At 44.0% G+C, this 13,331-nt stretch carries 11 protein-coding genes; 5 read left to right on the forward strand and 6 right to left on the reverse strand.

All coding sequences use genetic code 11. The features are described from left to right. Window positions 1–228: 228 nt before the first annotated feature. From FNW02_RS07895 to FNW02_RS07905, 3 genes are all read right to left on the reverse strand, one after another. The gene (locus tag FNW02_RS07895; protein ID WP_191756994.1) at window positions 229–2,109 is read right to left on the reverse strand and encodes an N-acetylmuramoyl-L-alanine amidase; all 1,881 of its coding nucleotides are present in this window, start codon (window positions 2,107–2,109) and stop codon (window positions 229–231) included. Between the two features lie 641 nt (window positions 2,110–2,750). Further along, entirely contained in the window at window positions 2,751–4,223 is a 1,473-nt protein-coding gene (locus tag FNW02_RS07900) for a cation:proton antiporter (RefSeq protein ID WP_191756995.1), read from the reverse strand. Between the two features lie 89 nt (window positions 4,224–4,312). Beyond that, entirely contained in the window at window positions 4,313–4,726 is a 414-nt protein-coding gene (locus FNW02_RS07905) for an EVE domain-containing protein (RefSeq protein WP_191756996.1), read from the reverse strand. Window positions 4,727–5,037: 311 nt separating this feature from the next. Between FNW02_RS07905 and FNW02_RS07910 the strand changes: the two genes are divergently transcribed. Then, complete coding sequence (locus tag FNW02_RS07910; protein WP_191756997.1) at window positions 5,038–5,784, forward strand: SIMPL domain-containing protein; 747 nt, start codon at window positions 5,038–5,040, stop codon at window positions 5,782–5,784. A gap of 117 nt (window positions 5,785–5,901) precedes the next feature. On the opposite strand, the gene FNW02_RS07915 is transcribed toward FNW02_RS07910, so the two are convergent. Then, complete coding sequence (locus tag FNW02_RS07915; RefSeq protein ID WP_191756998.1) at window positions 5,902–6,264, reverse strand: single-stranded DNA-binding protein; 363 nt, start codon at window positions 6,262–6,264, stop codon at window positions 5,902–5,904. A gap of 373 nt (window positions 6,265–6,637) precedes the next feature. On the opposite strand from FNW02_RS07915, the gene FNW02_RS07920 reads away from it, so the two are divergent. From FNW02_RS07920 to ribD, 4 genes are all read left to right on the forward strand, one after another. After that, complete coding sequence (locus FNW02_RS07920) at window positions 6,638–7,645, forward strand: rod shape-determining protein (protein WP_191756999.1); 1,008 nt, start codon at window positions 6,638–6,640, stop codon at window positions 7,643–7,645. Window positions 7,646–7,742: 97 nt separating this feature from the next. Next, window positions 7,743–8,552, forward strand: coding sequence for a rod shape-determining protein MreC (gene mreC, locus FNW02_RS07925; protein ID WP_191757000.1), 810 nt, complete (start codon window positions 7,743–7,745; stop codon window positions 8,550–8,552). 23 nt (window positions 8,553–8,575) lie between these two features. Next, on the forward strand, window positions 8,576–9,259 hold the full coding sequence (gene mreD, locus FNW02_RS07930; RefSeq protein ID WP_191757001.1) for a rod shape-determining protein MreD: 684 nt from the start codon (window positions 8,576–8,578) through the stop codon (window positions 9,257–9,259). A 270-nt stretch (window positions 9,260–9,529) separates the two neighbouring features. Then, window positions 9,530–10,762, forward strand: coding sequence for a bifunctional diaminohydroxyphosphoribosylaminopyrimidine deaminase/5-amino-6-(5-phosphoribosylamino)uracil reductase RibD (gene ribD, locus FNW02_RS07935; protein ID WP_191757002.1), 1,233 nt, complete (start codon window positions 9,530–9,532; stop codon window positions 10,760–10,762). Window positions 10,763–10,810: 48 nt separating this feature from the next. On the opposite strand, the gene FNW02_RS07940 is transcribed toward ribD, so the two are convergent. Beyond that, window positions 10,811–11,029 carry a hypothetical protein gene (locus tag FNW02_RS07940; protein WP_191757003.1) on the reverse strand — a complete coding sequence of 73 codons (219 nt, stop codon included), beginning with the start codon at window positions 11,027–11,029 and terminating at the stop codon, window positions 10,811–10,813. A 409-nt stretch (window positions 11,030–11,438) separates the two neighbouring features. Continuing rightward, window positions 11,439–13,232, reverse strand: a complete 1,794-nt coding sequence (locus tag FNW02_RS07945) for a serine/threonine-protein kinase (protein WP_191757004.1) — start codon at window positions 13,230–13,232, stop codon at window positions 11,439–11,441. Window positions 13,233–13,331 lie beyond the last annotated feature (99 nt).

Below are 13,331 nucleotides of genomic sequence, written 5' to 3' on the forward strand. Positions count from 1 at the left end.
ATATGTCGAATTTTACACAAAATAAGTCTGAGTGACGGCTTGCTTCACTCAGAACTTCTGATAGAAATGAATGCTTCTTGAAAGAAATCAGTGGTTTGAAATTTCCATGAATTAAAATGGCACGAATTTTTTCTCGACACCAGTAATATTCCTAACATATTGATTACTAAATTGTATAAAACTGGAAATCATTGAGATTTTTTTACTCAAGGTTCTAGATTAAATTACTTATCTTCTCTTTAGGTACTGAAGGATACCGCGAGCGATCGCCTCTGCCATTTGGTTTTGGTAAGCTGAGGTTCTTAACTTAGCGATATCCTCTCGACCAGTCAAATAACCTGTTTCCACTAGAATAGAAGGCATGGAACTTTTTCTAAGCACATAAAATCTAGCTCGGCGCACTCCTCTATCTCTGACATTTAAACTTTGGAGAATGTTGTTGTGAACAACGCGAGCTAGTCCCAAACCACTATCGTAATAATACGTTTCTAAGCCACTGACATCCGAACGACCCGGCCCTATTGCATTAGCGTGGATGCTGACAAACACATCAGCGTTAGCTCGCTCCGCCATCGCTACTCGTCCTTGAAGGCTGACGAAAAAGTCAGAATTTCGCGTTAACACTGCTTGCACGCCATTTTGCTGCAAAATCGCTGCGATTCTTCTACCGATAGGTAAGATAACATCCTTCTCACGTACTCCCCCAATACCAATTGCTCCAGGGTCTTTACCACCATGTCCAGGGTCAATGAGAACTACAACCTTTCCTCTGGGAATCGGGCGTGGCTGTGTAATAGGCTGGGGATTGGGATTATTTGGGTCTGGGAATGGTATTCGATTGGGTGGTGGTAGGGGGGGTAAGGGGAGTGTTCCAGAGCGTGTGACGGCTCGACGAGAGCTTTGTAGTTGTAGAGCCAAAAGCTGGTCACTAACCTGGTTGAGTTCCCCAATTTGCACTCCTGCTGCTGGTTGAACCAAGACAACTACAGTATTAGATTCTTGTGGTTGTAAGCGTACCCGCAGGATGGGGCTATTAGCATTAAAAACGGGGCCTGTAACTCTAGGAGCTAGGTTAGCGTTGTTAATAGTAATGCGGAACAAACCAGACGTTCTATCCCAGCCTCCAGTCGCAGATAAATTTTGGTCAGATCTAATCAGCAGTTGTGTACCATTACCAGCCAATTCTACAGATTGAATTGTGGCAGGTCTAACAACAACTGGTGTACGGGGCAATGGCAATGGGTTTGACTGATTATCCGGTGGGTTGGTGAGATTATTATTTCTGGGCAATCTTCCAATCCGAGTAGGCAAAACCACTAGACCACCATTGCTGCTCTTAGTTGCTTGCCAGTCAGGACTATTTTTATCTACCCGCAATGTCATGCGGACACCAGGTGGTTGGGTTTGCAGTTGAGTGAATTCGACACTACTAACACCGTGTCGATTAACTGACACATCATCCCGCCGTGCCAGAGATGGCGATAAAGTTGCGCCAGAGATATCCATGAAAATGGTATTGCGATCGCGGCTGCGATTTACCTGAAGCTGAGGATTACCACCACTGGTGCGGATAAAAAACCCATCGCCTGTTACTTGCAAGTTCTCAATTTGAGTCGCCGCTGGTGTGGCGTTGGCGGCAACCTTTGAGAAATCAGGTTTGGCTTCGGGGTCTGGTGTGACTACACTGTAAATGTTTCTGGGAGATGATGCTACTTTCTCAAGTACTGGCGCGGGTAATTGTACTGTCCAACGACTACCAGTGTTACCAATGAATTGTACTCGTTTGGGGTCTAGAGTATAACCAGGAGTGAGTTCGACGACTATACGCGTTGTTTGTTGGTCAAACTGCCCAACACGGATAGAGCGAATTGCACCGCCTACCTGTTGTGTTAGCTGCGGACGCCCAAATGTGGTTTCTGGCAAATCAATGACCAGACGAGTTGGGTTGAAGACTAATTGCGCTTTGGGTTGGACAGCCCCCAAAGTGTTGATTTCTAATTTGTTTTGGTTGGCATCAAAACGCCAAGATTCAAGTCTGGCAGCCATTGCCGGCGAAGACAGTATGAAGATAGTTCCAATAGTACTGGGTAGTAACCAGTGTAGTTTCACAGTATTTTCTCCTGATTCACATTTATGGGAGTAGTCAATATTTCAACATATTGGCGATCATCACACCGACACCACTTAAACTTGAGTTTTGATGCCTTAGTTGAGTTTTAGGCTGATATAAATACGCACTTAATGGCGTAATTTAGAGTCTATTCTTGTGATTTTGCCATGCTGTTAGCGCCTAAAAACTTGACCAGCAAAGTACCAGATGGTAACAACAAAGAGATAGCCAGAATTAACTCTACTCAGTCAAACCCAGTCAGCAATACTTGAGTTAGTCAGGAATTGATGTTTATTTGTTTGATTGCTGCAATTCATGTACTGAGTAAATAATTCCCACTATGTCAGCGGATCTAGCAAAATTTATGGAAACTCCCTAATTACTTGGAAAATATTCGGATTAGGACTGTGGAGTAGAGTGAGATGAGAAATAGATAACATTCCGAATGCTGGTAAAAATTAGAAACAAACGATAATTTTACAATCTCACGGGACGGAGATTTGAGGAGAGAAGTTTCCACTTGACTTTAGCAAAATCCACCAATCACTTATAGAGTCCTGAGTTCTGAGAATTACTCAGAACTCAAGTTATGCTCTACATCAAGACGCTACCAATAACCGATTTATACTCAGGACTTTGATTAACTGTCTTTAGAATCTGGGGCTGTTTCCAAAGTATCACGATCATTTGACACCATTGCCTGAGGTGGTTCAATTACTAACGACTTTCCAGAGGAACCGTCTAGAATCAGTTTCTCTGAACCCATATCCAAGCTTTCTGGATCTGGAAATACGAATCGTAACAAGGGAGGAGCTAAAAAGGTTGTCAAGATAACCATCATAATAATGGCTGCTCCTAGTGGTTTCGACAGAGCACCGCTGGCAGCGCCGACACCAGCAAACACTAAACCGACCTCGCCTCTGGGAATCATGCCTACACCAATGGCTAAACGGTTGATTTGCGGTTGACCAAACACGCTTAAGCCTGTGATCACTTTACCGAGAATGGCTACTGTGATCAGGAAAGTTGCCATAATTAGACCTTCCCGATTGTCAGGAATTGCTGGGTTCAAAACTCCTAAATCAGTTTTTGCCCCAACAGTCACAAAGAAAATGGGTACAAGCATATCGGCAATGGGACAGACTTGTTTTTGCAGTTCTTTGCGCTTATCTGTCTCCTCTAGGACTAAACCTGCTGCAAAAGCCCCCAGAATTGCTTCTAACTGGATGATGGCAGCAAAGTATGCCATAACAAAAGCGAAGATGAATGCTGGTATTACCAGTCCACCGCGTGTCTTCAGTTGATTAGCGATCGCTACAAAAGACTTATTGAAAACATTGCCTAGCAGAATTGCTCCAAGCAGAAAACTACTGGCGCTGATAATCAAATAAATGACTTTACTCACATCTACCACGCCATCTTTCGCCAAGCTAGCAACTACAGCCAGAACGATGATTCCCAGTACATCATCAATCACCGCAGCGCCAAGAATAATCTGCCCTTCTTTGGAATTCAGCCGTCCTAGTTCTGATAACACCTTGGAAGTAATACCAATACTAGTGGCAGTCAAAGCTGCCCCAGCAAAAATTGCGGGTACAGCGTCGATACCAAATAAAGTCATTAGTCCCACAGTACCAGCTGTAAAGGGGACTACTACCCCCACTACTGCCACGACAACAGCTTGAGTACCAACTGCCATTAGTTCTTTGAGGTTTGATTCCAAACCAATTTCAAATAGCAGGATGATCACACCCAATTCTGCTAAAACAGAAACTACCTCCGACTGCGCTGCAAATACTTCGGGAGTGGCTTCAGGACTTAAACCCGCGGTGGTTTGGAGAAAGGTCATGATCAAAGAACTAGAACTGTCTGCTCCGCCCTCTGGAAACACCAAAAGATGTAAAACAGAGATGCCAACTACTACACCTCCTACGAGTTCGCCTAAGACAGGCGGTAAACCCACTTGGTTTGATAACTCTCCACCAAGTTTACTGGCGAGATAAATTACCACTAAGCTCAGTAGCACCGCTGCTACTACCATTGAACTGTCTGCTGCTTTTGTCGCACTTGCTAGCAGAGGAAAAGAGAAGTTAATTGGCTCTAACAAATACATTTGGTTTTGCGAAAATCCTTCTCCTTATTTTTACGCGTTTATGGAATTTAGCTATTTTTATAGGTGCGCGATAGCTTAGCACCCCTCAATTATTTTGTGCCGCCTATCAACTCAATTAGGTACTGCCAATAAAGTTCAGATATCGGAACTACAGATAGTCTAGGAAGTCGCAGCAAGTCAAAGTCTATGAATTTGCTGTCCTGCTTAATTTGGGTTAGGGTAACGGGCTGATTGACTCTTCCCACTGCCCGTACATCCACAACTACCCTTTTGCTATCATTGAGTGCTGGATCGGCATAAGGTTGACTAACTATCTCTGCTATACCCATGACTTGACGTTCTTTGCCTGTGTGATAAATTAACGCCAAATCGTTCAGGAGCATCATACGTAGATATTTGAGCGCTAAGGCATTGTTGACTCCATCCCAAACTGTACTGCCGTCCCGTTCTAAATCGAAGTAGGAATAATCTTCCGGTTCGGTTTTCAGCAGCCAATACGCCATTACAAAAATCTCCAAATGGGTTGGTGTAATTTTTTAAGTTTCTAAAAATGTAACCATTTCAGCTTTTGACTATGGCAGTGTCAAAGTAGAAACATACTTGAGTACGGAGTCATAAGTGCTGAGTTATGAGTGAAAGTAAAGAGACTATGAGTAATTATGGATTTAGTTTTGCTTAGCACTCAGCGATAACTCTGTAGACGCTTGTACGGCTACCCGCAGAGTGCGGCGGCTCCCGCCGCTCAGAAGTTCAGTGACTCATTGCTTAGTACTGTTGAAGCATTTGTAGATATTTTTCAGAGGAGTGCAAATCGATGCATAGAGCTGCTTTATCCGGTTCTCGGTTTCAAGTTGGGAATCTGTGGAAAACACTACCTTTAGCTTTGCTAGTAGGTGTAATTTTTACATTACCTGCTTTGGCACAAGAAAAAGAAAAATTGTGGCGAACCCTTACTGTTAGTGGTCGTGGAGTGGAAACAATTCCTACAACCCTGTCACAAGTCAGTTTAGGAGTGGAAATTCAGGGTAAAACCGCACAAGATGTACAGCAAGAGGCAGCTCGTAGGTCGTCAGCTGTGGTGGCATTACTAAAGCGCCAAAATGTGGAAAAATTGGAAACTACTGGTATTCGTCTCAATCCAGTTTATAGCTACAACAATAATGTACAACGGATTACAGGCTATGCAGCCAATAATACTGTGAGTTTTCGGATTCCTACTGAGAAAGCAGGTACATTATTGGATGACGTGGTCAAAGCAGGTGCGACACAAATTAACGGCATTAGTTTTGTTGCTAATGATGAAGCGATCGCTAACGCCCAAAAACAAGCACTCAAAGAAGCTACTCAAGACGCTCAACAGCAAGCTGATGCTGTTTTCAGTACCCTCGGTTTCAAGCCTAAAGAAGTGGTAAACATTCAAGTTAATAATGCAAGTGCGCCTCCACCACCTATTTTGTATCGTGCTGAAGCTACTAAAGTATCCAATGCTGATGCTTCCACCCCAGTTATTGGCGGTGAACAACAAGTAGAAGCATCGGTGACGCTACAAATTAGTTATTAGTCGTCTTTTGTCATTCGTCCTCTCTTACAAAGTTCTGAGCACCGCAAGCCGGCGCTCAGACTTTGCGCTTTGTCACTCGTCAGCACAAAGGACGAATGACAGCTGACAAATGACGAATTAAAAATGTTCTGAAGACATATCTGCTGTACCGCCTTCACCATCACGCTTAGAACCTAATAAATCAAGTTGGTCTACTTGTATAACTGGGGTGGAACGGCTGGCTCCTGTTTGGCGATCGCTCCATGTGTCAAACTTCAAAGAACCCTTGACAGCAATTTGCCTGCCTTTACGTACATAATTACCCGCTACCTCTGCCGTTTTTCCCCATAGTTCCAAATTAAACCAGTCAGTATGTTCTCCTTCCTTAGTGCGCCGATTGACAGCTAGTGTCAATTTACACTTGACACTACCAGACTCGAAATATTTTATATCTGGGTCGTTGCCTACACGACCGATGAGGGTGACAACATTGATGCTCATGGGTGTTACCTTTCAGTACAGGCGTACTCATTAATTCAGACTCCCATCATAGCGAATTGTGAAACTATTGAAAATAATGTGTTAAACAGTTAACAATATGAAGGAGATGAAAAATGATACAAACTACTAAGGGAAAACTCGAAAAGTATACGGATATACTGGCTTAACCTGAGAATATAAAAAAGTAAAGGCCTGAGACATAGTAAATATTGCCGGGAATTATATAAAAATATAGTCTGGTTTACTGGACTCAGGATAAAAAAGGTAATAGAATCCAGCACGATTCACTCTTAACCGTTGTAGTAAAAAGTATCGCAAATAGGGGGCGTACAGACGCGTGGGTCTTTTCAGGAACTTTCGCACATCATGGGATATGGGTATCGACCTCGGTACCGCCAACACCCTTGTTTACGTATCTGGTAAAGGCATCGTACTCCAAGAGCCATCGGTAGTTGCAATTGATCAAAATGAAAAGGTAGCATTGGCAGTAGGAGAAGAAGCAAAAAAAATGCTTGGTCGGACACCTGGAAATGTGATTGCTCTGCGTCCTTTGCGCGACGGTGTAATCGCTGACTTCGATACAGCGGAGTTAATGCTGAAAAGCTTTATCCAGCGCGTCAATGAGGGTAGGTCTCTAATTTTACCCCGGATTGTCATTGGTATTCCCAGTGGTGTTACAGGTGTAGAAAGGCGAGCTGTAATGGATGCAGCAGCTCAAGCTGGGGCTAGAGAAGTTTACTTAATTGATGAACCGGTCGCTGCGGCAATTGGTGCGGGACTACCTGTTGCCGAACCGACTGGCAACATGATTATCGATATTGGTGGCGGCACAACAGAAGTTGCGGTGCTGAGTCTCCAAGGTACGGTAATCAGTGAGTCTGTACGCATTGCCGGGGATGAATTGACTGAAGCAATCATCCAGTACTTGAAGAAAGTTCATAACTTAGTGATTGGAGAACGTACTGCTGAGGACATCAAGATTCGGATTGGCTCTGCCTATCCGACTAATGATGATGGTGATGCAATTATGGAAGTCCGAGGCTTACACTTGCTTTCTGGTCTACCGCGAACTGTAACAATTAAGGGGCCAGAAATCCGTGAAAGTATGTTGGAACCTCTATCAGTAATTATTGAAGCTGTAAAACGGACACTGGAACGTACACCTCCAGAACTGGCAGCAGACATTATTGATAGGGGTATTATGCTAGCTGGTGGTGGTGCTTTGCTCAAAGGCATAGATACCCTGATTAGCCATGAGACAGGAATAGTAACACACATTGCTGCCGATCCTTTAAGCTGCGTTGTGCTGGGAACGGGTCGTGTGTTAGAAAACTTTAAACAGTTGGAACGAGTCTTCAGCGGGCGTTCTCGCAACATGTAGCAAAAAATATTAGATATTGGGTGATATTTGGGTTCTATTTGGGTTTTATATAAATAGAATCCAGTATCTCCTTAGATGATAAAAATAATAGGTATAGATGGTTACTGTACGTAGATGGTGGGGTCATAAAGGGTTACAAATCGGTCTGTTATCTCTACTAGTTGGTAGCGCCTGGATGCTGAGACAGACTCAAGGTGCATTACTGCTTGAAATGTACCAAATGATTACCCGTCCTTTGCAGATGTTACAGCCAGGGCCAAGTTCAGAAGAACGTCTCAGCGATGTTCGGTTATTGGAGTTGCAAACCCGCATAGTAGATCTGGAGAGTCAAAATAAAAAGTTACAGGATTTATTAGGCTACGTTGAGAAAGAACCTCTGACATTACGCCCAATTCCAGCACGGGTAGTGGGACGTAGTGCTGACAACTGGTGGCAACAGGTTACGTTAAATCGTGGTTCAAATGTAGGAATTCAAGAAGGCTTTGTCGTTAAGGCTGACGGCGGATTGGTCGGTTTAGTAGAGAGTGTAACTCCTAATACTAGCCGCGTATTGTTAATCAGTGACCTCAAGAGTCAAGTGGGTGTCACGATTAGCCGCACCGCAGCTAAGGGTGTTTTAAGGGGAGATGCTTCTGCGGAAGCTGTGCTGGAGTTTTATGAAAAAGTCCCAAATGTCAAAGTAGGAGATTTAATTTCCACATCTACTTACAGCCAAAAGTTCCCTGCTGGCTTGGCGGTAGGACGTGTGAAGTCTTTAGATTTAAAAAAACTCCCAGCATCAGTTGCAAGAGTTGAGCTTTTCCCGCCGATCCGATCGCTAGATTGGGTAGGTGTATACCCGAAGCCGACAAATCAAGAGTTGGAAAACCAAACGTCGGCAAACCAAGAACTGCAAAAATCTAATTAGATTCTTGAAAATCTTTCAAAACAATGAAGATACCTTCATTTGGTGGCAGCAAGCAAAAACAGCCGAAATCGTCAGAGTCCGTCTTAAAAAGTTCTGAGGGCCCGAAGTCGGCGCTTAGATTTTCTACAAAATCCAAAATCCCAAACAAGCCTTTTTCTCATTGGCATCCTGGGCTACATCAACTTGTAAATTGGACAGTGACGGTTGGGTCTGTACTGTTATGTTTACTGTTATTGCCTACCCGCTTACCAGGTATGGAATTATTGGAAATTGGCCCCAACTGGCTGTTAATTTGGGTAGTAACTTGGAGTGTAAAGCGGACAGTTTTTGCAGGAGCGTTGGCAGGTATAGTCCTGGGGCTACTTCAAGATGCAATGACATCACCTAATCCTACTCATGCTGTAAGTCTGGCGATAGTGGGAATTCTAACTAGTCTGCTCCAGAAACAGCGTTTTATGGAAGAAGATTTTATCTCTATTGCTTTAATCGCCTTTGGTATGGCTTTTTTGGCAGAAACTATCTTTGGGTTGCAATTGACTTTAATGGGCGATGCCTACGGTGGGCATGGTCTACGTAAAGTGGTAGATATCTGGACATACTATCAGCGTGTTGCTCTTGCCTCTGCTATTCTCAGTAGTCTGTGGGCACCTGTTGTCTATTATCCATTAAATCTTTGGTGGCAGCGGATGAAATTGTTAGAGCAGTAGACAGGAGAGCGGAGATAGGAGACAGCAGTGAGGAATCATCGGTGCAGACCTTTGATCCTCACTTTTCAATATTTAGGGATTTTGGGCAACCTCTGGCAATATGGATTCAAGCTAGAGTGAGGTGTAATGTGAATATTAAGGCTGATTTAAGTTGAGACAGCTAATAATATTAACTGGATATTACTGTTTAGTTATCACGATCAAAGCGCGATTCTTCTGTAAAGAGGCTGCGCTAACGCGTCCAAAATATTTACAGTATTGCCCAAAATTATGGATAATTCCCCAGTGGTCGCACAAGCAGATGCATCCCTACCCAATTACACTCAAGAAAATTCACTTCTAGTAACACCGGGAGTTGGATCGAATTCACCAGCAAAGGAAAGAATTGGAAGTGAGTTTGACTCTCGGATGATGCAGCGGTGTTTGGAACTTGCTCGCCGTGCTTTAGGACGCACTTCGCCAAATCCGCTTGTGGGAGCGGTGATTGTTAAAGATGGCGAGATTGTTGGGGAAGGGTTTCATCCGCGTGCAGGTGAGCCTCATGCCGAAGTTTTTGCTCTGAAAGCCGCAGGTGTTGGCGCAGCCTCTCCTCAAGAAAATCGCGCTCGTGGTGCAACAATCTATGTCAGTCTCGAACCCTGTAATCACTATGGACGCACGCCTCCTTGCTCAGAAGGGCTGATAGCGGCTGGGGTGGCAAAGGTAGTGGTGGGCATGGTTGACCCCAATCCATTGGTAGCAGGAGGTGGCATTGCGCGTTTACGTGCGGCGGGGATAGAAGTGTTGGTAGGAGTGGAAGAAGAAGCTTGTCGTCAGCTAAATGAAGCTTTTATCCATCGCATTCTCTACAAACGACCTTTGGGAATTTTGAAATATGCCATGACTTTAGATGGTAAAATTGCTACCAATTCTGGTCATAGTGCCTGGGTAACTAGCCAGGACGCCCGCAGTGAAGTACATCAATTACGGGCAGCTTGTGATGCAATAATCGTAGGTGGTAATACAGTACGACAGGACAATCCTTACTTAACTAGCCATCAGGTGGGGGCACATAATCCGCTGCGGGTGGTGATGAGTCGTCATCTCAATTTACCGGAAAATGCCCGCCTGTGGCAAACTGCGGAGGCTCCTACTTTGGTGCTAACAGAACAGGGAAGCTCTCCTGATTTTCAAGAATTATTGCTCAAAAAGGGAGTGGAGGTGGTGGAATTAACATCACTTACACCAGATAAGGCAATGGCGTACTTATATGAGCGAGGTTTTTGTAGTGTGTTGTGGGAATGTGGTGGTACTTTAGCTGCAAGTGCGATCGCTCAAGGAGCAGTACAAAAAGTTCTGGCATTTATTGCCCCAAAAATCATTGGTGGTAGTAATGCCCCTACGCCTGTGGGCGATTTAGGTTTTTCCACAATGACTGAGGCTCTACCTCTAGAACGTGTGCGTTGGCGCGTAGTAGGTTCTGACTGCTTAGTGGAAGGTTATTTACCTCAAAAAAGTCAATAGTTATTTTATTTAGTCTTGACTGTGGACTAATCCATTGTGATTTTATGATCATGAACACTGACGTTCATGAGCAAGATCACGAATGAGGGATAGCCGAGATTGAATGTAGTGGCTGAGAAAGTCAGTTTCGTTGGGATCTAATAACACTTGCGTTTCGGTTTGTTTTACCAACCACTGCACCAAGCTGGCATCGTCCAGTTGTAAGAGGATCTTTGCTTGGGCGGTTTCAACCACAGACCAAAGCTGACGCATTATCGTAGGAGTCATCAGACCTCAATTTAATCATTAGCTTAGCTGTTTTCAGATTACACAATTCCAGCCGCACCTTAGACATGAATGTAGAACCTGAGACAAGTATTATTAAAAGCTTCATAATGAGACTTATAACTTTTTATAACTTTATGAAGATTAAGAATAGAAAACCCTAGCTTGAAATTGGGCATGAGACATTGGGGAGTCGGTGCTACCCAAAATGTTAGCGAATGTAATACAGATTGTGCATAAAGATACTACAGATACTAAAATCCTTAATTTGCCGTACATATTCTGATTGCATTTCAAATACAACTTAACAAAGAAGACGTTTGCATTGCAGGTATGGAGATAAAAGGTATTTTAACTGCGATCGCCACCTTTGCTAAAAGAACTGTCTCAGATTTAGCATCAAATTATCTGATTAACACCGTTTGGCACTAGACGGATTCACAAAATCATGTAAATCTGCATCCCAAACACTAATGTAAATAAAATCACAGTTTTGTCGGATAATCTGACCTTTCAATTGACCTTTTGAAAAACGAAAATTATCAGACTGACGCTGTTGTACTTTTTGGAGTCCTTGCTGAATGTCGTCAGTGGCTTGTCCATTTAACATCCCATTTAAGGTTGCCTGCATTACTTGTGGGTCTACCGATTGGGCAAAAGCTACCTCGGTTTGACGCAGCACTTTAGAATTACGATCAAATAAGTAGCCAAGGTCAATTTGGTTTGGTACAAGTTTGTAAACAACAGCACGAGTATTGCCCCAAATGCCTCTTAAATCTTGACTTGGCTTACCAAGAGTAGCTTCTACTGAGCTTCTTGATGTACCTGGGGGAAAGGCTGGAACGTTTTGCCTGTTGGGAGTAGCAGTTAATTTCTTGCGAGGCTGGTTGTTTTGTGGTGTGGGAAATGCAGTCGTCTGGTTCTCTGGTTCTGACTGGGATGCTACTGGAGTATTTGAAGTTATAGGCTGGTTTGCTGGTGATGGTACGGGTGCGACTGGGAAGGGGGATACTTTCGGGTTGGGTGTAGACAAAGGAGCAGGATTTACTTGCTGGGGTGGAGAGGTAGGTACAGCTGAGGTTGGAGAAGGTTGGGAAGAAATGGGCGGATCATCAGTAGATACAGGAGTGGGAGGCGAAGATTCTGGCGATGTGGTGGGACTTGTGGCAATGTCTACTTTTGGCTGTTGTTGGCGAGTGATACCAGAAATTGCGATCGCACCTATCAAACCACCCACCACTAAACTGCCAACAATCACAGCAGGTTTTTGCCAACTGGGAATACCAGATCTGTTGATAATTGTACTTTGTTCAGGTAAAGATAATGACTGGGTTGGCCGGGTTGATGCCACAGTTGCAGCTGGCTTTGGAGGAATATGACTCGCAGACTGCAATGCATGTAGCATTTTACTCGCAGTACTGTAGCGATCGCTCGCATGGGGCTTAATTGCTTGATTGAGTACCGTTGCCAGTTGAGGGGAGACATTCGGGGCGTGCTGTTGCCAAAGTATTTCTCCAGTTTGCAGATCAGTTAATATTTGTTGCGGGTGTTTGCCAGTCAGCAGATAAATTGCTGTCAAGCCTAAGCTATAAATGTCAGTAGCGTATACTGGGCGTCCAACAGCTTGTTCACTAGGCATATAACCAGGTGTACCAATCACTAGTGATTGTGTAGAGTGTCCTGGGAAACTCACAACTGAGCGTATCGTCTCCTTCACTGCACCAAAATCAATCAAAATAGGTTTGCTATCAAGGAAACGGAGAATAATGTTCTCAGGCTTAATATCTCGATGAATAATACCTTTACTATGGACATAATCCAATACTATCAGCAGATTCCAGAGAATTTGCCGGACAGTAGTTTCGCTCTCGGCTCCTTTAACTTCGATGATTTTTTTCAAGGTTTGACCGTGAATCCATTCTTGGACAAGGTAAAACTGCCCATTCTCAGAAAAGTAGGCGTAAAGTTTGGGAATTTGGTCACTACTTTCACCCAAATACTCTAAAGTTGCTGCTTCCCGTTCAAAGCGCTTTTGAATTATCTGGTATGTTTGCGGGTCATTATTGGTTATCGGTTTGAGTTGCTTGATAACACAGCGACGACGAGAAGGCATATGGGTATCTTCTGCCAGTAAGGTTTCACCAAACCCACCGACACCGATTACCTGGATAACTTGATAGCGATTGTTCAGCAGCGTTATTGTCATGAAAGGTTATAAGCGTAGACACGCAGCGGTGAGGGGGTTGCAGTCTTCTCTACGAGAGGCTTCGCAAAGGCAAAGCCTCTCGTAGAGAAGGCGGTTCCC

It is taken from the genome of Komarekiella delphini-convector SJRDD-AB1, assembly GCF_014831675.1.
Lineage (GTDB): Bacteria > Cyanobacteriota > Cyanobacteriia > Cyanobacteriales > Nostocaceae > Komarekiella.